23 protein-coding genes are annotated in these 18,461 nt (G+C 33.7%); all 23 read right to left on the bottom strand.

Going from position 1 to position 18,461, the window contains the following annotated elements:
* Position 1 precedes the first annotated feature (1 nt).
* Entirely contained in the window at positions 2-613 is a 612-nt protein-coding gene (locus ACFS3A_RS26275; protein ID WP_379828635.1) for an outer membrane beta-barrel protein, read from the bottom strand.
* A gap of 5 nt (positions 614-618) precedes the next feature.
* Positions 619-1,209 carry a porin family protein gene (locus ACFS3A_RS26270; protein ID WP_379828633.1) on the bottom strand — a complete coding sequence of 197 codons (591 nt, stop codon included), beginning with the start codon at positions 1,207-1,209 and terminating at the stop codon, positions 619-621.
* 37 nt (positions 1,210-1,246) lie between these two features.
* Positions 1,247-1,882, bottom strand: coding sequence for a hypothetical protein (locus ACFS3A_RS26265; protein ID WP_379828631.1), 636 nt, complete (start codon positions 1,880-1,882; stop codon positions 1,247-1,249).
* Positions 1,848-2,474: an outer membrane lipoprotein carrier protein LolA gene (locus ACFS3A_RS26260; protein WP_379828629.1), complete on the bottom strand. Its 627-nt coding sequence runs from the start codon at positions 2,472-2,474 to the stop codon at positions 1,848-1,850. Before ACFS3A_RS26260 ends, ACFS3A_RS26265 begins: the two co-directional genes overlap by 35 nt.
* 120 nt (positions 2,475-2,594) lie before the next feature.
* Entirely contained in the window at positions 2,595-3,299 is a 705-nt protein-coding gene (locus tag ACFS3A_RS26255) for a polysaccharide deacetylase family protein (protein ID WP_379828628.1), read from the bottom strand.
* 68 nt (positions 3,300-3,367) lie between these two features.
* Positions 3,368-4,432 (bottom strand): beta-ketoacyl synthase N-terminal-like domain-containing protein, encoded by a 1,065-nt coding sequence (locus ACFS3A_RS26250; protein WP_379828626.1) that lies wholly within the window; start codon positions 4,430-4,432, stop codon positions 3,368-3,370.
* Positions 4,432-5,631 carry a beta-ketoacyl-[acyl-carrier-protein] synthase family protein gene (locus tag ACFS3A_RS26245; RefSeq protein ID WP_379828624.1) on the bottom strand — a complete coding sequence of 400 codons (1,200 nt, stop codon included), beginning with the start codon at positions 5,629-5,631 and terminating at the stop codon, positions 4,432-4,434. The genes ACFS3A_RS26250 and ACFS3A_RS26245 overlap by 1 nt, the downstream gene beginning before the upstream one ends.
* Before the next feature lie 139 nt (positions 5,632-5,770).
* Positions 5,771-6,028 (bottom strand): phosphopantetheine-binding protein, encoded by a 258-nt coding sequence (locus tag ACFS3A_RS26240; RefSeq protein WP_068841663.1) that lies wholly within the window; start codon positions 6,026-6,028, stop codon positions 5,771-5,773.
* Between the two features lie 2 nt (positions 6,029-6,030).
* Positions 6,031-6,648, bottom strand: coding sequence for a 3-oxoacyl-ACP synthase (locus tag ACFS3A_RS26235; RefSeq protein WP_379828622.1), 618 nt, complete (start codon positions 6,646-6,648; stop codon positions 6,031-6,033).
* A gap of 20 nt (positions 6,649-6,668) precedes the next feature.
* Entirely contained in the window at positions 6,669-7,352 is a 684-nt protein-coding gene (locus ACFS3A_RS26230; RefSeq protein WP_379828621.1) for a hypothetical protein, read from the bottom strand.
* Position 7,353: 1 nt separating this feature from the next.
* On the bottom strand, positions 7,354-8,493 hold the full coding sequence (locus tag ACFS3A_RS26225; protein ID WP_379828619.1) for a beta-ketoacyl-[acyl-carrier-protein] synthase family protein: 1,140 nt from the start codon (positions 8,491-8,493) through the stop codon (positions 7,354-7,356).
* Positions 8,494-8,651: 158 nt separating this feature from the next.
* A complete protein-coding gene (locus ACFS3A_RS26220; RefSeq protein WP_379828617.1) occupies positions 8,652-9,101 on the bottom strand; it encodes an acyl-CoA thioesterase in 450 nt (149 codons plus the stop codon).
* Positions 9,076-10,356, bottom strand: a complete 1,281-nt coding sequence (locus tag ACFS3A_RS26215) for an ABC transporter permease (protein ID WP_379828615.1) — start codon at positions 10,354-10,356, stop codon at positions 9,076-9,078. The genes ACFS3A_RS26220 and ACFS3A_RS26215 overlap by 26 nt, the downstream gene beginning before the upstream one ends.
* The gene (locus ACFS3A_RS26210) at positions 10,346-11,098 is read right to left on the bottom strand and encodes an ABC transporter ATP-binding protein (RefSeq protein ID WP_379828614.1); all 753 of its coding nucleotides are present in this window, start codon (positions 11,096-11,098) and stop codon (positions 10,346-10,348) included. Before ACFS3A_RS26210 ends, ACFS3A_RS26215 begins: the two co-directional genes overlap by 11 nt.
* Positions 11,099-11,104: 6 nt before the next feature.
* Positions 11,105-12,103, bottom strand: a complete 999-nt coding sequence (locus ACFS3A_RS26205) for a BtrH N-terminal domain-containing protein (RefSeq protein ID WP_379828612.1) — start codon at positions 12,101-12,103, stop codon at positions 11,105-11,107.
* Positions 12,104-12,508, bottom strand: coding sequence for a hypothetical protein (locus ACFS3A_RS26200; protein WP_379828611.1), 405 nt, complete (start codon positions 12,506-12,508; stop codon positions 12,104-12,106). It lies immediately after the preceding gene.
* Positions 12,509-12,805: 297 nt separating this feature from the next.
* Positions 12,806-13,276 carry an ABC transporter permease gene (locus ACFS3A_RS26195; protein WP_379828609.1) on the bottom strand — a complete coding sequence of 157 codons (471 nt, stop codon included), beginning with the start codon at positions 13,274-13,276 and terminating at the stop codon, positions 12,806-12,808.
* A gap of 3 nt (positions 13,277-13,279) precedes the next feature.
* On the bottom strand, positions 13,280-13,711 hold the full coding sequence (locus ACFS3A_RS26190; protein ID WP_379828607.1) for a hypothetical protein: 432 nt from the start codon (positions 13,709-13,711) through the stop codon (positions 13,280-13,282).
* The gene (locus tag ACFS3A_RS26185) at positions 13,711-14,844 is read right to left on the bottom strand and encodes a beta-ketoacyl-ACP synthase III (RefSeq protein WP_379828605.1); all 1,134 of its coding nucleotides are present in this window, start codon (positions 14,842-14,844) and stop codon (positions 13,711-13,713) included. The genes ACFS3A_RS26190 and ACFS3A_RS26185 overlap by 1 nt, the downstream gene beginning before the upstream one ends.
* Before the next feature lie 17 nt (positions 14,845-14,861).
* Positions 14,862-15,764: a dialkylrecorsinol condensing enzyme DarA gene (locus tag ACFS3A_RS26180; protein WP_379828604.1), complete on the bottom strand. Its 903-nt coding sequence runs from the start codon at positions 15,762-15,764 to the stop codon at positions 14,862-14,864.
* A gap of 201 nt (positions 15,765-15,965) precedes the next feature.
* Positions 15,966-16,847: an LpxL/LpxP family acyltransferase gene (locus tag ACFS3A_RS26175; protein ID WP_379828602.1), complete on the bottom strand. Its 882-nt coding sequence runs from the start codon at positions 16,845-16,847 to the stop codon at positions 15,966-15,968.
* Positions 16,848-17,102: an acyl carrier protein gene (locus tag ACFS3A_RS26170; protein ID WP_095952768.1), complete on the bottom strand. Its 255-nt coding sequence runs from the start codon at positions 17,100-17,102 to the stop codon at positions 16,848-16,850.
* Entirely contained in the window at positions 17,095-18,330 is a 1,236-nt protein-coding gene (locus ACFS3A_RS26165; RefSeq protein ID WP_379828600.1) for a beta-ketoacyl-[acyl-carrier-protein] synthase family protein, read from the bottom strand. Before ACFS3A_RS26165 ends, ACFS3A_RS26170 begins: the two co-directional genes overlap by 8 nt.
* Positions 18,331-18,461 lie beyond the last annotated feature (131 nt).

Below are 18,461 nucleotides of genomic sequence, written 5' to 3'. Positions count from 1 at the left end.
TTTATTTTCCAAACGAGTAGGAAACTCCTAACTGAAAATTGATATTTGTGTTATAATCTCCAAATAAATAATAATTATTGGAGTTGTTTTGATAATAATCACTGCTCAAAACATCCAGTAAACCTTTTTTAAATCGGGCTTCAAATGTTAATCCTGAAGGCAAAGCATAAGCAACACCTAAAACCAAACCAAGATCATTTTGTGCTTTTCTAACCGCAAGATTATCATTCAATAAAACATCTAAAGTTGGTCCTGCCTGAAACTGAATTCCCATTGGCAAAGTGAACTTATTCATTACAGAAAGCGACAAATAGTTGATATCTAAATCTAAATATTCAACTTTATTTGTCTGGCTGACTTCATCATAATAATTTCGCGCTACATTATTAGAACCTTGTCTGCTGTAATTGATTTCCGGCTGTAATGCATAAAGTTTCGTAATCTTAATTTCAGCAAAACCACCAGCATAAAAATCTGTTTTATAATCGGCATGCATTTCAGAAATGGTCGAAAAACTAAATCCGCCTCTTAAACCGGGTTTAACACTAATCTGAGCTTGTATGCTTAATACTGCGAAAAAAACAATAATAAAAAGAACGTTTTTTTTATTCATGGTTTTTATTTTGTTTTAAATTTATAGCTGATTCCAATCTGGAAAACCTGATTTAAGATTGCATCATTAGTATAATATCCGTCGTTATCATAATAATCATAACCATAAATATCTACCAATCCTTGTTTAATTCTGGCTTCAAAAGTCAAACCGTTTGGTAGCGTATATCCAACTCCTCCAACTATTGCCAAATCAAAATCTTCCGGATTAGTATTGATGTAATTATCACCAACTTTAAAATCTAAAGACGGACCTGCTAGCAGGTGAAAACCGCCACCATTAAAATTAAACTTTGCAACGGCACCAAGTGTTATATAATTCAACTCATACTTTTCAGAATAATAACGGCCGTTTTCGAAATATCTCCCTTCATCTCCTTGTCTGGAATACGTTATTTCCGGCTGTAACGAAAAAAACTTATTGAATCTAATATCTACTAATCCACCAACATAGAAATCGGTTTTGGATTTATTGTCATCAATATTAGTTAATGTTGATACATTTAGACCTCCTCGAAGTCCTGGACTTACTCTTACCTGTGCTTCTGATTTAATTCCGATGAATAAAACAAATGCAATTACAATAAATTTTCTCATTTATAATTGATTTAAAGTTTATGGTTAGTTTAATTTTCTATTCCGATTTAAAGTAATTCAGCTCTATTTTTAGCTTAATATTCTGATGAATTATCTGAATCTTTTCAGCAAAAATATTGTTTTCTGAACTGAAAAGCAGTGTAAATTTTTCTTTTGTTTTAGAAGCGTGAACGATCTTCTCTAATTTTTGGTCCTTTTTGGAGATAAAAATGTAATTGTCTCGTTTTCCATCTTTTGATTTATAAATATCAGCTGATTCATTTTCAAATTGTTCCTGAATCATATATTCTTTTTTCAGCAATAATCGAAAATCTTCTTTCAAAGTATTAATCAATATTTTACGGTCTAATTCTGAAACAATCGAATTGACTTTAAAATCGCTTTCCGAAATTTCAAAATCCATTAATTTATTTCCGAATTCCGTTGTAAAAACAATTCGGTGTGTAGTGTCGTTTATTTTTTTGGCAATAAAAATTCCCGACAATTCATTTCCGTAAACGCTGATATTGGTTTTATAAACGTAATCGGTTTTTGAATCTGAGAAATATGGAACTTCATAAGAAGTTTTATCTAATTTTTTTGGCGTATAGTTTTTTGTAACCGAACCGCAAGAAACGAATACAAGCGCTAAAACGAAATTAATTAGTAAAAACTGAATCGTCGATTTTTGCATTGATTACTTTATTTTTAAGTACAATTCTGGTATAATCTTCAGATGATTCCAAAAGTTTTACCTGAACTACGGTTGCTTCTTCTTTATCAAAAGTCAGTTCAATTTGTTTGATGTATTTTTTCAGCGTCGCATCTTTCGGAATAAACTTCGCTAAGTTCTGACCTTTTAATTTAAAATACGAAATCGTAAATTCTTTGTCATCAAACATATTTCCGCTCACGCTTCCAATAATTAATTTATTGATTCTCGCAAAAATTTTACTGTTGCCAATATCAACGGCGCTTTTCTTTCCTTCGTCGTTAATCAGGATTTTTCCGTTTTTAAAAGTAATGCTGTAGTTGTATGGTTTTTTATATTGCCATTGCAAAAGTGCAGGTTCTTTAAAAACCATTTTTCCGGAAGTTTCAATATCTTTTGAAAGAAAATCCAAATGTTTGTACTGAACAAAATCGGTACTAAGTGTTTTGATTTTTTTGGCTACAACATTTACGTCTTCTTTAAATTGCGCAATTTCTACAGTAGTCATTTTTTGCTCCTGAGCAAACAAACTGCCTGAAATAAAAAGAATTAGTAGAGCTATTTTAGTTTTCATAATTTTTAAAATTGTGCTTTGTTTTTTCGCCACGAATTGCACCAATTTCCGCGAATTTTTAATTTAATAAAATCCGTTTTTATCTGCGTCTTCGCGATAGTGAATCTGTTTCATCCGCGTTCAATTTCCATAAGCATTAAGTTTCAGTAATTCTTCAACAGAAATCATTTCATAATTATTTTGCTGTAAAAATTGCAAAAACTGTTCCAAGACCAAAACAGAGTGTGTGCCTGTATCATGCAAAAGTACAATTCCGCCGGGAGAAACCCGTTTTATAATGCGATTGAAAATTAATTCCTGATTTTTGGTTCCACCGTCAAGCGAACGAATATTCCAGCCGATCACTTTATGATTTGTTTTTTCTAATGCTCTTCGAATCGAAGGCGTTGTAACTCCGTAAGGCGGACGAAAAAAGTTTATTTTTTTTGAAGTGAATTTTTCTAAAAGCGCATCCGTTTTCTCAATTTCCTTCCGTATTTGTTTTGTATTATAAAAATCAAAAAACTTCGAATGTGAGTAAGAATGATTTCCCACTAAGTGACCTTCTTCAATAACCTTTTTAGTAATCTCAGGATGCGTTTCGATATTTTTTCCAATGCAGAAAAAAGTAGCTTTAGCATTGTATTTTTTCAAAAGCTCTAAAACTTCCAAAGTGTAAATACTCGGACCGTCATCAAAAGTCAAGGCGATTTTTTTCTCTTTTTCTAATGGATTATTACAGAAAGCTTTTACGTGATAATTGGATGAAATTCTGGACGAACCAAAAGCATTTATTCCAATCCAAAGAAAAATAACAGCAAGATAAAATCCTATATTTATTGGCATAATAAAGTTTGCGAGAAACATTAAAAGCAATAAAAGAATAAAAAATATCGAGATGTTTTTATGCGTTATCATTTTGACAGTAACGTAAAACTATGATTTTTGCCGCTTAATTGATTGTACAATAAAATGGTTTTGTAAGCTGGTTTTGTAACCGAATTTACTTTTACAATTTCTGGAATTTCCTGTGTTTTTAAAATTTTAGAAGCCATCCAAAAAGCAAAAGCCGAAGCCGTATCATATTCGCCACTCAAATGTTTGTAATATAAAACAGGAGTTTTTGCGAAAGCATTTTCAGCCAGATTACTGTAATAATTTTCGAAAGAAGAATTTCCGTCAAAACCTAAAACCAAAGCATCGATATCTGAAATTTCTAAATGATTCGATTTCAAAAACGATTTTATTTCGGTTTCAACTTCATTTGCTTCCAGTTTATTTATAATGGCAACATCCAAAAGTTCTGCGTAAGTATTGTCTTTTCTTTCATTTTCTAAAACAAAAAAACTGGCACCTTCGCCGTAAACGGCACCGCTTGTTGAAGAATTTAGAACATCATAAGGAGCAGTATTGTCTGCTTTAATGCGTCCGTTTAATTTAAAAAGAGAAGTAGTATATTCTCCATTTTCATCAACACCGCCCACTAAAATCGAATTGGCTTCGTCTTCTTCAATCTGCATTTTAGCATCTAATAGCGCCGATTCAAAAGAAACCGCTCCGTTTACATAAGTAAAATTATACCCTTTACATTGCTGTAAAAGTGCGATCTGAGCGCCAACCGTATTATGAGTCGATTGAATAAAAGAAGTTGGCGTTAAAAATTCTTCCTTATTATCTAAAATACTTTTTAGGAATTTTTCAGAATCTTCGATGCATCCTAAACCTGTTCCGGTAATAATGGCATCAACTTTTTCGACATTGGCATCTTTCATTGCTAAAGCCGAAGCTACGATTCCGTTTTTTACACCTTTTGCCATTCTTCGGCTTGCAGCCGGCGAAATATATTCTTTGTATACCGGCGGAACAATTGCCAGCACATTTTCATCATGATTAACATTGGCCTCTTCCAAAAAAACAGTATCAAATGTTTTTTGAGTCGAAATACAGCCTACTCCATTTATATATGTTTTTTTTGTCATTAGCTTTTTGAAAATATAAGAGTGGAACAGTTTCCTCCAAATCCAAAAGAGTTGGATAAAACGTGTTCAATAGTTGTATTTTTTAATGAAGTTTGAGGCGTCAAATCGAATTCTTCCATTTGGGTTTCAAAATTCAAATTCGGATAAACCACATTATTTTGAATGGCCAAAACACTATAAACAGCTTCAATTGCTGCTGCGGCTGCTAAAGTGTGACCTGTAAATGGTTTTGTAGAACTAAAATCAGGCACTTTTTCATCTTGGTAAATGCGGCGTAAAGCTCTTCCTTCAGATAAATCGTTGTTTGGAGTTGCAGTTCCGTGAACGTTGATATAGTCAATTTGAGAAGGCTTTAAACCCGAAACCTCAAATGCTTTTTTCATTGCTAAAAAAGCACCGTCTCCATTTTCAGAAGAAGCCGTTTGGTGAAAAGCATCATTTGCATTTCCGTAACCCGAAACTCTTGCCAATACTTTTTTATTTTGTTTTTCAACAATTTCATCCGATTCTAAAACTAAAAAAGCAGCGGCTTCTCCAAGATTCAGTCCTTTTCTTTTATTGTCGAAAGGTTTGTTGTAATCGTCAGATAAAATCATCAACGTCTTAAATCCGTTGATGGTGAATTTTGACAAAGCATCGGCTCCGCCAACAATAACGCGGTCCAGTTTTCCGGTTTTGATTAATCTTGCACCTAACATAATCGAATTGGCAGCAGAGGAACAAGCGGTGCTTATGGTCGAAACCATTCCTTTTAAACCCAGTTCTTCAGCAATTTTATCCGCAACATCGCCGCCATCGTGGCAAGTAATATATTTAACCAGTTCCGGTTTTTCGAAATAATCGTAATAATGTTTCTCTGTCATGTCCATTCCGCCTACGCTTGTAGCCGAAATAAGTCCGGTTCTAAATTCGTTGATAGAAGTTATGCCAGCATTTTCAACAGCTTGTTTGGCTGCCAAAGTACCAATCATAGCGGTTCTCGAAAAATTATTATCGCTGTTTAATTTCAGTTCGCTGATTAATTCATCGTTGGTTTTTTTGATTTCACCCACTTTGATTACATCTGCATGAACTGTAGAAATATTGGAGATACGGGAAATACCGATTTTATTTTCGATCAACGAAAGATAATTTTCTTCAACCGAATTTCCGATTGCAGAGATAATTCCCATTCCCGTTATTGCAACACCCTTTGTCATTTTAGATTTATGATTTTAGATTGTAGATTCTAGAACTTTGTCAAAGTTTCAACCTTTGACAAAATTGACGGATTTTTAAACCATTTTAGATTTTAGATTTCGACCTGGAATCTAAAATCTAAAGTCTAAAATCTGAAATCTATTTAGTTCTGTTAGCGCTGATGTACGCTGCCATAGTTTCGATAGACTGGAAAATTGTTTTTCCTTCTTTCGGATCTACTAATTTAATTCCGTAATCTTTATCTAAAATCACGATCAATTCAAGTGCATCAATCGAGTCTAAACCTAAACCATCTCCAAACAAAGGATCGTTATCAGCAATGTCTTCAACTGCGATATCTTCAAGGTTTAGAGTTGTTATAATTTTGTTTTTCAATTCTTCTTTTAATGCTTCCATGCTTATTTATTGTATAATGTATTGATAGTTTCGTTTGTATATTCTGTGTTTTCTTCTGTACTAATTGTACATAAAAAAGCTTTATAATTGTCGTTAAAATATTCTACCCAGCCACATAAAACTAAATCTGCTTTATTTGTATTCAAAAGAATATCCGAATAATTAGACATAAATTCAGTGTTAAAGGCATCAAATATAAAGAAAGAATTTTCACTTTTCAGCTGATGACGGATACTTATTTCGCCCAGACAAATATTTGGCAGCGTATAAACAAAAACCGCCGGACTCGGAAAATAGTTTTCTTTGTCTGAAATTGATTCCTGATATTTTACATCGGTATCTAAACTCGACGATTTATTTGCCAAAACCAAAGCGATATTATTTTCCTCTTCCGTAGAAGTTATCGGACTTAAAAGCAATTCTGATCCTAAAAAAGCCAGTTTGCTCAAAGCATCCATTTTGAAAAACTTTGGATATTGCATTTCAAAATTACGATAGGCTTGTTTAGAGAAATCTGCAAAATCTGTCGGTTCAATTTTGAATACAGAAGTTCCGTTCAAAACAATTTCGTTGTTTTGGATGGTGATGTAGGATTTTATGTAGGTTTTGTTTTGAGTCATTTTTTAATAACGGATTCAAGTTATGAATCCCAAAGATGAATAATTTTATTTACTTTCCATTTCCCTGCCTTGTTTTCTATTAAAACAAGAAAACCTCTTCCGCATTTTCCACCACCACATGAAGCACCAACTGATAAAATTCCTGATTTTTTTGTTTTGTCAAATTGAATTCTAGATATAAAAATAGTTCCAACAGGTATCACAGAATTACTTATGTCGTTTAAGTTCCAATATTTTTCATTAGAATATTTGGAAGCCTTTTCAAAATGAAACTTTTTGTTGTTTTTAAAAGGCTTTAAGTCAAATGTATATTCTTCGGTTTCTTTTAAAGTATCGTATTTATAACTTGAAAGATTAATTTTTTTTTGAATCATTTCTGTTTCCAGAGAACTTATTTTTGTTATTGTATCATAAACACCAAGTAATATTCTGGCGTTATCGTTTTTGATGCTATCTCGATAATGCCAATATTCTTTTAATTTTTTATGATATCCAATAGTATCTTCTTTATTGGTTTCAAAATCTCTTTTTGGCATTGGTGGTGGAGAAACAATTCTCCTATCCATATAAATAGAATCTACAATTTCTACAAAGACATTCTTTAAAACATGTTTTTCAAAATCAGATTCAGACACTTCTTTCTTTTTACATCCAAAAGATGAAATAAGAACTAGAGTTACAAATATGAATTTTGATAGTTTCATGTTATTTCACTTTTTCAAAAACCACAGCCGTATTACAACCTCCAAACCCAGAAGCCGTTTTCAAAAAATACTCAATAGTCGCCTCTTCATTTTTCTCAATAACATTTACCTTTTCACTAACTCCAATTTCATCAAAACCTTTTGATTCAAAAAGTGTATTTCGATTCGCTGATTCAATCGCAATTACCGTTTCCAACAATCCCGAAGCGCCTAAGGTATGACCGTAAAAACCTTTCAAACTATTTACAGGAACATTTTGCAAGCCTAAACGATTTAAAGCAATCGCTTCCATTTCGTCATTAAACGGAGTTGCGGTTCCGTGTGCTGAAATATAATCTAATTTGTTGGCTTCGATTTGAGCTTCTTTTAAAGCATTCTGAATACTTCTGAACAAACCTTCACCTGTTCTTGATGGACCCGAAATATGATTCGCATCGTTTATGGAACTATCTCCAATCACTTTTATTTTAGCGTTTTTGGCTTCCGCCGAAACTAAAACCACTGCTGTCGCTTCGCCTAAACTTACCCCGGTTCTTTTTTTAGAATACGGTTTGCAAGGCAGTTCGCTCATCGCTTGGAAAGCATTAAATCCAGATAAAACAAATTCTGAAACTTCGTCGCCTGCCACTACAAAAATGTTGTGGTAAAGTTCAGACTGAATCATTCTTTTAGCAATGGAAACTGCTAAAATTCCGGAAACACAGGCATTTGAAACTACAATTGGCTGTGTTTTGAATCCAAAGAAATCGGCAACGTTTTTTGCTAAAACATCTAAATGTGCGTTGTTGAAACTTTCTTCAGAATCATTTGCTAAAGCCGTAACATTTCCTTTTGTGGTAGAAAGTATAAAAGCTGTTTTTGAATTTAATTCAATTCCTGAGTTTTTGATAATTGGCTCTAAAGCCAAAATCATCATTTTCTCTAAACGAGAATATTTGGTTTCAGTGCTGATTTTTGCAAAAGCACTGTTTATTTTTTCGTCATGAATAATCGAAGCATAAAATGAATTGGGCATTAAAGAAATGTCACTATGAAGCTGAATGCCAGAATCGCCGCGAAGAATCGCTTCAACATTTGATTCGACATCAAAACCCAGAGGTGTAATGCAATTTGTTTCTGTGATGTATATTTCTCTTAACATTTTATGATTCTCATTTTCTCCTGCAAGGTTTTCAAAACCTTGTAGGTATTTATTTTAAAAGCTTTGTCTGAAAAAATGGCTCGCAGATTTTACAGATTAAGCAGATTTACACAGATTCTATTATTTTTTAATTCGCGTTAATTTGTGCAATTCGTGTTTTATTTTAATAAGCCAACTTTTCGTTTCCACTCTTCATAAAAAGGCGGATTCGTCAGCATTAAATTTCCTGCTGCATCTAAAAAAACCTGAGTCGTTTCGCCAGTGCAGGCTACTTCTCCTTTGTCATCAATAATTTTAAAACGGTAAATCATTTTGGCAGCTGGAGTGTCGACAACAGTTGTTTCAATTGTGACCACATCGCCGTAACGTAAAGACAATTTATGTTCGCAGGTCGATTTTACAATTGGTGTGGTATAACCAGTTTTGGCAATATCCAGATAAGTTAATCCGTGTTCACGTCCAAAAGCTTCACGTCCATCTTCAAAATAGGTAATATAGTTTCCGTGCCAAACGATTCCAAGCGGATCAGTTTCGTTAAAACGAATTCTGATTTCGTGAGTAACGGTAAGGCTTGTAGCTTCTTTAAACTGCTCTTTTCTTTTTATCATAAAATAATGCGATGGCTGTAGTGAGAATGAAAAACAAAAATAATAAACTTATTTTTGGAATAATTTCCAGGAAAGAAACGTTGCGTAAAAGAACGTCATAAAAAGCATCCAATCCCCAGTTCATAGGAGATGATTTGGCAATAATCTGCATGATTTTTGGCATGGCAAAAACCGGAACCCAGATGCCGCCAATTGCTGCTAAAATGATCACACTTGTTGCACCAAACGGAGCCGATTGTTCCTGCGTGCTTGCAATTGTTCCCAATAAAATTCCGAACCCGATTGCAGCGAAACCTGAAAATAGCGCCACGACACTCATTAAGGCTAAATGCCCTTCGATATTTAAAGACGGCAGTCCGATGGATGGAAATAGAAATACTGCAACGGCAACCATCATATAAAACTGAATCATACAAATGACCGAATATGTGATCGTTTTACCAATAATCACGACTAAACTAGAAACGGGATTGGTTCTTAATCGAACGAAAGTTCCCTGTGATTTTTCTTTTACAATATTAATTGATAACGGAATTACAATAAAAAATATCGCAAAAAGTGTCCAAGCCGGAACATTATGCTGCACCGAATTAGGATGAACTTCTTTATTGTTAATTTTCGGAATGATCTCTTTAAAAGAAATAAAGCTTTTCTGTTCAAAATCGGTACTTCCTTCGCCTAATTGTTTTTCGAAAGTGGTGTAAATCGATTTGGTTTCGATTTGTGAAATCATTTTATCAATCGAACTCATGACTGCATTTTTGAAACTCATCTGCACCGCAGGATCAAAATACAGTTTTACTTCTTTTTCTTTTATTATTCGCTGCGGTTCGGTTGCAGTACTGTCAGTCATGCCTAAACTGCTGACAATTTTTTCGACGTTTTGATCTACTTTGGCTTGTAAATCAGAACTTAAATTTTGTGGAATTATAATTGCCAATTGAAATTTCCCTTTGAAAACATTTTCTCGGGCAACTTCTTCACTAATCGTTTTATTGTCAATCTGCGTTACAACGCTGAACAAATTGCTTTTTTCTAAATTCTCAAAAACAGTTTTTGAAACCGAACCTTTATCGTTATCCACCAATAAAATCGGAATTTTAGAATCGCTTACGGTTTTAAAAGTGCTGTCCTGAATTAACGTAACTGTAATGACCAAAACCAAAGGCATTATAAACAGAATAATCAGTCCGCCTAAATCGCGTTTAAGCAGTAAAAATTCTTTTACGATCGACATCCAAATTTTATATAGCATCTCTCAAGTCTTTACCAGTTAATGAAATAAAAACGTCTTCGAGATTTCGGGCATCTTCAACAGAATTGATTAAAGTTGAAGGCGTTCCTTTAGTATAAATCTGGCCTCTGTCAATGATCGCAATCGTGCTGCAGAAATCTTCGGCTTCAGCCAAATGATGTGAAGTATAAATAATAGAGGTGCCGTTTTGATTCAACACTTTTAGATAATCTATAATGGCATTTTTGGACTGCACATCAACACCAACGGTTGGTTCATCTAAGAATAAAACTTTAGGCTGATGCAGAATTCCGGCAATTAAATTGACACGACGTTTCATACCGCCAGAAAAAGTTCCTACCGGTTTATCGGCAAATTTTAAAAGCCCTAAAAGATCTAAAGTTTCGATTACTTTATCTTTTAAAACCGAGCCTTTTAAACCGTACATACTTCCAAAATAATGCAGATTTTCTCTTGCCGTAAGAGTAGGGTATAAGGCATATTCCTGAGGAACAACACCTATGATTTTTTTAATTTTTGAAGAATGATGTTGATAGTCTAAACCATCAATTGTAAAATGTCCCGAAGTAGGTTTTACCAATCCGCAGAGCATTGAAATTAAAGTTGTTTTTCCGGCGCCGTTTGGGCCGAGTAAACCAAAAATTTCTCCTTCATTGATATCTAACGAAACGTTGTTCAAAGAAAATTGGTCTGCTTCTTTGTACTTTTTCGAAAGGGATTCTATTTTAATTATGGATTGCAAAATATCTTAGCTGATGGCTTTTTTTAGTTTTTTAAAAAAGATTTCTTCTCTATTAGCAATGTCCAAAAGTTCATCGGCAATAGTGTTGTAAGCGTCTTCTTTGGCACTTCTGTTTTTATAAATTCGGGAAGCTTCAACGGCAAAATCTCGCCATGAATCGCCAATTTTTGTCATTTCTTTAGAAAGTTCCTTCAATTCTTCATTCCCTAAAATAACCGAAGCTTCCTGTAAAAATGCGGCATAAATAAAACGGAAACCACCGCCTCCGGTTCCAATTTCTTCCTGCATACGAACCATTTGCGCTAAATAATGATTGGCTTTTTTGGTTCCGTGTTTTATCGGCCATTTTCTAATTTGCTTAGAAACAAATTTGATGCCTCGAACGCCTACAATTGGCATTGGAGCCAGCATATCTCGGCAGGTATTTTTTATTCCTTTAATAATGGCGCTTTTTAAATCAACGTCTTTTGGAACCTGAATTGGATAATACATTTGGCCGCGCGGTGCAAAAGCTCCTTTGGCAAAACGAACTTTATCTAATTCTTCGTGGGTTAAAGTCGTAACGGTTTCCATTACAGGATCGCTCACTAAATAATCTTTTTCGGTTTTTCCGTAAACGACTAAATTGTGTGCATTGAAATGAAAACGATATTCGTCTGGGAAATAACTTAAATTGTAAACCCCAACTTGTAATCCAGTTGGAATATTATTTTTTAGATTTTCATCTAATGCTTTGTTGGCATTGGATACTGATGAAAATTTTTGTCTTTTTATTTTTAAATGTAAACGATTGGCAACTTTATTAAAAATCTGTCCAGGCAAAGTTCTGTAACTGATTGCCGGTGCATAATTGACTTTTATAAATGGCAGATATACAAAGAACAATCCTGAGCCAATACCAAAAACCATCGGTTCGCTGATGTTTAGTCCGCTATTTTTTAGCAGATTCGACGCTACTCCATTCTCGCAATGAGCAGACTGATGATGTGTGAAAGTTAATTCCATTTATTTGGTGATGCTGTTTTTTAATTCTTCAATTGAAATTTCAAAAGTGTCGGCATATTTCTTCAAAATTTTATCGTTTAATGTTGCAAAAACACTAGGTTTAAAATGTCTCTTTACACGCCATTTCCAGAAACCGACATAACTGGATAAAATAGTAAGATCCATTTTGTTGACTTCCATAAAATATACAATCGGGCTTACTTCACCATTCAAAACCTGTTGTCTGGCATCGGCAATGCGCTCGTTTATTTCGTCAATAGAATTTGATAATGCAATAGTTTTTGGTTCCCATCCTGTACTTAGAGTTGTGGTGTAATTGCCATTTTCATCTGTTGCATATAAAAGCTCTTTGACGTTGTTTTTCGTTAAGTTGCTTTGATCTTGTGGTACTTTATCTTTTTCCATGACGGTATTATTTTAAAAAATTACACTAATAATAGATATAAAACCAATATTGGAATTATTTCGATTATAATTATAATAGCAAGATTTATCAAACCTAATTTCTTGTTTTTTTTGACAAAAAAGTAAATCATTTCTAATAGAAGAAACAGACAATAAGTTTGGCTCAAAAAGAAAGCTACTTGATCTATCAAGTCTGCTTTTTCATATATAAAAAGACCAATCAATAGCAACATTAAAATTCCTATCCGAATTGCTAAATGATAAAGCATTTTTTTTTGGCCCATTTTTACTAATTGATTATTCTGGAACCGAAACTGTTTTTTGAATAAACAAGTTAATTTCGCATTCTAAGAGTACCTGGTCTTCGACAGAACTTTGACAGCTCATCGTACATAAAGTGTAATCATCGCCAGCGAATTTTGAAACTAAATTTGCTTTGGTAATTATAGTATCGCCAACTTTTGGAAGCGAATGAATTTTTACATTTTTTAAGGCACTTATAAATCCAATTACATTTACGTTCTCATTTTCTGTTCCGTCTTCGTCAAAAAAGTATTTTTTTCCAACAATAGATGAACAGGTTTGCGCCGTATTTTCAATTAAACCCGCTTCGATAAAAACATTATTTTGTACAAAAATATTGTCTTCTTTTATCAAAAAGATGGTTTCTACGAAGTTGGCATCAATATCCAAAATCAGATCGACCATAAGCATTGGCGCCCGGTGCGGTAAATAATTTTGTATGTCAACTCCGGTTTTCAAAATCATATATTATTTCGCTAAAACGGTTTTCATTTGTCCGTTTGCAATTTCTTCATTATTTAATTTCGTTACAATATTTACCAAAGTAATTCCGGCAAATTCTTGTAAAATAGTTACTTCTGACTGAATGTTGTCGTTTAATTGAGGCAATTTTTTAATTTCAATTTCTTTAATAGAACCGATATAACCTGTTGGAGCAGTTTCGTTTCTTAAAAAATATTGATAGCCCGTATGTAATGCTACAGATTGCGCCATGTGTTCAATTAAACCTGCTTCCAGAAAAATTTCATTGTTTACGAAAATATTATTTTGCTGAATTTTTAAACCGGAAACCAAAGAAGTTTCGGTATAAGAATACATAGCATCGACCATCACAAAAGGGAACTTTTGCGGTAGTAAATTTTCAACCATTTCTTTTTCTAAAGAAGCCATTGTTTCCATTAGCAAACTGTTAAATACGCATACGCGAAAGAAAATCTTCCACTTTCCGGAACCGATAAAAGAATATGATCTCCTTTTTTCAATTTTCCGGAATTCAATAATTCTTCCACTGCAAGGTAAATAGAGGCAGAACCTACATTACCCACTCTTGAAAGATTCATAAACCATTTTTCATCGCTCATTCCAATTCCTTTTTCATTTAATCCTTTCTTTAATCCTTCAACAAAGAAATTAGAAGAAACGTGAGGAATGAAATAAGTAATATCTTCAGATTTGATGTTGTTTTTATCCATTGCGTCTTTCATGCTTTCAGCACCTTTTGACAGGATAAATTCATCTAATAATTTTACATCTTGTTTAATGGAGAAAACAGATTCGTTTAACCATTGTTCCGGAGCATAATCGCTCCAGCCTTTGATTTCTCCGTTTTCTAATTTGTCACCTCCCGCATACATGCAAGTCTCTAATTCGTAAGCATACGAAAAAGCTTCCATCCATTCGATTTTAAGTGAGATTGGTCCTCTTGGTTTGTTTTCTAATAAAAAGGCACCGGCACCGTCAGAAAGCATCCATCTTAAGAAATCTTTTTTGAACGCAATAATTGGCTGTTCTTCTAAGTTTTTTAAGTTCTCCGCTTCGTGATTGTATTTTTGGGCATTCAGCCAAGTTGAAACTTTTTCAGATCCTGTGCAGATAGCATTGTTTGAATTTCCGGATCTTACAGAAAGAAAACCAAATTTTAGAGAGTTCATTCCGGCACAGCAAACTCCGGTAGAAGAATTTAATTCTACGGATTTGTTTTTTAACAAACCATGAACCATCGCAGCATGCGAAGGAAGGAAAATGTCAGGAGTTGAGGTTCCGCACGAAAGTACTTCTAAATCCTGTGGTGTGAAATTTTCGTCAAATAATGGAAGAATAGCATTTCTAGTTAATTCGGCATTACTGTGTGTACTTTTTCCTGTTTTGTCAACAGCGTAATATCGGCTTGTAATTTTATTATTGCGCAAAATAATACGTCTTGCTTTTGATGCAGTATCGTTGATAAGACCTAAATAGGCTTCCATTTCATCGTTAGAAACAGCTTCGTTGGGCAAATATTTTGCAGCTTTTGTAATATATACTTCAAACATAATTTAAATTTCGTCTTCTAAACTCCCTGATAATATTGAGTTTGCTTTTTTATAGATTTTAACTTAAGCGGATAGGTAATAAGGTGCAATATATACACTATTGGTGAAATTAACCATATCGCAAGGAATAAATAAACATTAAATACTTTAAGCAGCTGTTTTCGGTTTTTTTGATTTTTATAAATGATGTTTGACCACTTATTGAAAATCTTATTTGCCGTTTTATCAACAGTCACTAAATAGGAACTTATTTTTACAGCTCCCGCATTTACTAATTTTGGTTGTAACTCGTTTAAATTATTCTTGCTAAAAGAATCCAGCATAATTTCTCCAAACTGGCTTGATTCTTCAATATCTTTATCTGAAACTCCTGGTAAAGGAAAAATACCTAAATACTTTTTCTTTACTCCAGAAAACATCCATTCTACAATCGTTATTACGCTGATTAAATTTCCAACGCGATCAACCAAAGCTACGTTTCCAACCAAATCTGCATTTGCTTCTTTCAACAAGGTTTTGATTTTTTCCTGCGCCATAATCCACATGTTTCTTGAACCGCTTATGGTAACAACCGGTGTATTGTTCAGGATTTTTTTGGCATCTTCGCTTTTTAAAAACGAATTAATCGGAATTGAAGGCGATAAATACCAAACCTGATAATGGAAAAGAACCAAATCAAATTTTGTATTTAAAATTTCTTCAGGAACTGGTTTTAATGCGGTCGGAATCTGTAAAAAGGATTCTGGGAAAGCATCAAAAAAAGAATCCTTATTCCATGGAAAAGGAAAAGGTTTCTCCAGTTGGATTTCGTGAAAAGTTACATTTATATTCTCGTCATTCAAAAACGGTTTTGCAATTTGCTTTGCAATAGTTTCTAACTGTCCTGATTGAGAATAATAAATAACGAGAACATTTTTCATTATGGTTTATTTGCTTTGGTTGCGGACAAAAGTAAGTAAATTTATTTAAACGAATTTTCTTGTTTAATTGATCTAAAATCTCGCTCAGCTTTTAGAAATTGCATTCTTTTAAATTTTTGGAGATGCAATTGAAAAATGATTTAATAAAAGTCCTTTTTTGACTATATAATTAATGAAACCGTCATAATTCTGAGAAAAAAATTATGCCTTTAAATCGTTCCAAAAGTCAAAATAGTTAAACCATTGTAAAGGATATTGCTGCAGAATGCTTTCTACACTGGTTACATATTCTTTAAGAAGACCTTTTTCATCACGGTGTTTTACTGTTGCTTCTCTGGCATATAAATGATAATGAAGATTTGGTTCTTTCATTACATAAACAAAAACAACGGGCACTTTTAACCTTGAAGCAATTAAAAACGGTCCAGCGGGAAAGTTGGCTTCTTTTCCTAAAAGATTTTCAGACAGAGATTTGGTTCCTTCAAAATAACGATCACCGGTAAAACAAACCAACTCATTATTGGCCAAAGCAGCATTAATCTCGAAAATATGAGATAGATCTTCTTTGATAATGATAAATTTTACGGTTGGTTTTTGTGTAACGCTTTCCAGGTAATTCTTGATGGCCGAATGTTCTAAATCTGTCGTAACCAGATTGATCTGAAAGTTAAGGTCGATATCTCCTAAAAAGTGTTCGGCAATTTCAAAATTACCCACATGGGCGCTAATTAAAACACCGCCTTTTTTTTCGGCTAGAAGTTTTTTGAGTGTTTCGATTCCATCAAATTCGTAAGTGAATTTATTTCGCATTCCGGCAGAAATCGAAATCTTATCAATAATGGTTTGCCCAAAAGTGTAGTAACTTTTGAAAACCATTTTTTTAGATTTGAACCAGGAGTATTGAAGCCTCTCTTTAAAATAATAAAAGATAGCCCTATTACTTTTTCTTAAAAATAGAAAATAGTAAGAAGCGACAAAATAAAGTAAGCCATAAGCTGCTTTAACACCCGCTTTTTTAATTAAAAAAACGAATATTCTATACCCTAAAACAGTTCCTTTGGACTTGCCATCCCATTGACTCATTTAAGCTGATTTGGCTTTTATTTTTGTTTCGATAAGATCGTAAAAGCTTTGAAAATCAGAAATTCCAACAAAATCTGCTTCAACTAGTTTTACACCAAAGTTTGCTTCAATTGAAACAACCAAGTCTACATAATCCAGACTATCTAACCCAAGTGTATCTTTTAAATTAGCATTTGGTTCAATGTCGTCATTATCAACTTCAAATTCATCAACTAAAAAACCATTTATTCTTGCTATAATCTCTTCTTTATTCATCGTTCAATTTAAACTTTTTAACCACCAACGCAGAGTTGGTTCCTCCGAAACCGAAAGAATTGGACAAAAATATGTCAAATTTTTTGTTTAACGTAACTTTAACTAAATTTAATTTTAAAGCGTCTTCGTCTGGATTTTCGAGATTGATGTTTGGCGCAATGAAATCGTTCTGCATCATTAAGATAGAATAAATTATTTCGCTGGCTCCTGCCATCCAGCATTCATGGCCAGTCATCGATTTAGTAGAACTCACATAAGGATTTTTTTCTCCAAAGACTTCAAAAATAGCTTTGGCTTCGTTTGCGTCACCAACAGGAGTTGAGGTTGCGTGCGCATTTATGTATTCAATATCTGAAGCGTTTAGTTTAGCATCATCTAATGCTCGTTTCATTGCTGTTGCTGGACCTTCAACGTTTGGTGTAGAAATATGTCCGCCGTTTGATGAAAATCCGTAACCGCCGATTTCTGCAATAATGTTGGCGCCACGTGCAATAGCAGATTCATAACTTTCCAAAATTAAAGTTGCGCCACCACCACTTGGAATTAATCCGTCACGGCCAGCATCAAAAGGTCTTGACGCTTTTTCAGGATCACTTTCTCTGTTCGAAAAAACACCTAATCCATCAAAACTGCTCATGGCATATTTATTAATTTCCTGAGCACCGCCTGTAATTACGATATCCTGAAAACCACTTTTAATTAAAAAATAAGCTAATCCGATAGAATGTGAACCACTTGCACAAGCTGCACTTACCGTTAAATTGATCCCTCTAAGTTTAAAAATAGTTGAAAGATTCATCGTTACCGTAGAATTCATCGACTTGAAAATCGCACCAGAACCAATTAAAGCCGTATCTTTTTTCTCGCGGACAATGTCTGTAGCGTCAATAATAGCTTTAGAAACGCTGTCATTTCCATACATAATACCGACTTCACGCTCATCAAAAAAAGCATCGTCGATATTCGCATTTTTCAATGCTTCGATAGTTGCCATATAAGCGTACTCGGTTTCTTCACCGATACTCATACGCTGTCTTCGTGTCAATAGATTTTTAAGATCAGCTTTCGGAACCATTCCTGTTAAGGCTGATTGAAAACCAAATTCTTTACGTTCAGAATCAAACTGAATACCAGATTTTCCTTCGTATAACGAATCTTTTACTTCGTCTAAAGAAGTTCCGATACAAGAATAAATTCCCATTCCAGTAATTACAACTCTTCTATTCATCGTCTTTCAAAAGTAATTTTTTATCCTTAAAGTGTAATTTTTTAATCTTGCAGCAAAGGCACCAAGGCACTAAGTTTTTTTAAGTCTTTTTGCTTAAACTTTGCAACTCTGTTTCTTTGCGAGCAATTTTC

The sequence above is a fragment of the Flavobacterium notoginsengisoli genome (assembly GCF_042686225.1).
Taxonomy (GTDB): Bacteria; Bacteroidota; Bacteroidia; order Flavobacteriales; family Flavobacteriaceae; genus Flavobacterium; species Flavobacterium notoginsengisoli.
Note: the sequence above shows the minus strand (reverse complement) of the source record. Positions and strands in the feature narration are given on the sequence as shown.

What these genes read in the sequence shown, in the direction of transcription:
- ACFS3A_RS26275 (WP_379828635.1), bottom strand. Translation starts at nt 613, where the DNA reads ATGAATAAAAAAAACGTTCTTTTTATTATTGTTTTTTTCGCAGTATTA.
- ACFS3A_RS26270 (WP_379828633.1), bottom strand. Translation starts at nt 1,209, where the DNA reads ATGAGAAAATTTATTGTAATTGCATTTGTTTTATTCATCGGAATTAAA.
- ACFS3A_RS26265 (WP_379828631.1), bottom strand. Translation starts at nt 1,882, where the DNA reads ATGCAAAAATCGACGATTCAGTTTTTACTAATTAATTTCGTTTTAGCG.
- ACFS3A_RS26260 (WP_379828629.1), bottom strand. Translation starts at nt 2,474, where the DNA reads ATGAAAACTAAAATAGCTCTACTAATTCTTTTTATTTCAGGCAGTTTG.
- ACFS3A_RS26255 (WP_379828628.1), bottom strand. Translation starts at nt 3,299, where the DNA reads ATGCCAATAAATATAGGATTTTATCTTGCTGTTATTTTTCTTTGGATT.
- ACFS3A_RS26250 (WP_379828626.1), bottom strand. Translation starts at nt 4,432, where the DNA reads ATGACAAAAAAAACATATATAAATGGAGTAGGCTGTATTTCGACTCAA.
- ACFS3A_RS26245 (WP_379828624.1), bottom strand. Translation starts at nt 5,631, where the DNA reads ATGACAAAGGGTGTTGCAATAACGGGAATGGGAATTATCTCTGCAATC.
- ACFS3A_RS26240 (WP_068841663.1), bottom strand. Translation starts at nt 6,028, where the DNA reads ATGGAAGCATTAAAAGAAGAATTGAAAAACAAAATTATAACAACTCTA.
- ACFS3A_RS26235 (WP_379828622.1), bottom strand. Translation starts at nt 6,648, where the DNA reads ATGACTCAAAACAAAACCTACATAAAATCCTACATCACCATCCAAAAC.
- ACFS3A_RS26230 (WP_379828621.1), bottom strand. Translation starts at nt 7,352, where the DNA reads ATGAAACTATCAAAATTCATATTTGTAACTCTAGTTCTTATTTCATCT.
- ACFS3A_RS26225 (WP_379828619.1), bottom strand. Translation starts at nt 8,493, where the DNA reads ATGTTAAGAGAAATATACATCACAGAAACAAATTGCATTACACCTCTG.
- ACFS3A_RS26220 (WP_379828617.1), bottom strand. Translation starts at nt 9,101, where the DNA reads ATGATAAAAAGAAAAGAGCAGTTTAAAGAAGCTACAAGCCTTACCGTT.
- ACFS3A_RS26215 (WP_379828615.1), bottom strand. Translation starts at nt 10,356, where the DNA reads ATGCTATATAAAATTTGGATGTCGATCGTAAAAGAATTTTTACTGCTT.
- ACFS3A_RS26205 (WP_379828612.1), bottom strand. Translation starts at nt 12,103, where the DNA reads ATGGAATTAACTTTCACACATCATCAGTCTGCTCATTGCGAGAATGGA.
- ACFS3A_RS26200 (WP_379828611.1), bottom strand. Translation starts at nt 12,508, where the DNA reads ATGGAAAAAGATAAAGTACCACAAGATCAAAGCAACTTAACGAAAAAC.
- ACFS3A_RS26195 (WP_379828609.1), bottom strand. Translation starts at nt 13,276, where the DNA reads ATGATTTTGAAAACCGGAGTTGACATACAAAATTATTTACCGCACCGG.
- ACFS3A_RS26190 (WP_379828607.1), bottom strand. Translation starts at nt 13,711, where the DNA reads ATGGAAACAATGGCTTCTTTAGAAAAAGAAATGGTTGAAAATTTACTA.
- ACFS3A_RS26185 (WP_379828605.1), bottom strand. Translation starts at nt 14,844, where the DNA reads ATGTTTGAAGTATATATTACAAAAGCTGCAAAATATTTGCCCAACGAA.
- ACFS3A_RS26180 (WP_379828604.1), bottom strand. Translation starts at nt 15,764, where the DNA reads ATGAAAAATGTTCTCGTTATTTATTATTCTCAATCAGGACAGTTAGAA.
- ACFS3A_RS26175 (WP_379828602.1), bottom strand. Translation starts at nt 16,847, where the DNA reads ATGAGTCAATGGGATGGCAAGTCCAAAGGAACTGTTTTAGGGTATAGA.
- ACFS3A_RS26170 (WP_095952768.1), bottom strand. Translation starts at nt 17,102, where the DNA reads ATGAATAAAGAAGAGATTATAGCAAGAATAAATGGTTTTTTAGTTGAT.
- ACFS3A_RS26165 (WP_379828600.1), bottom strand. Translation starts at nt 18,330, where the DNA reads ATGAATAGAAGAGTTGTAATTACTGGAATGGGAATTTATTCTTGTATC.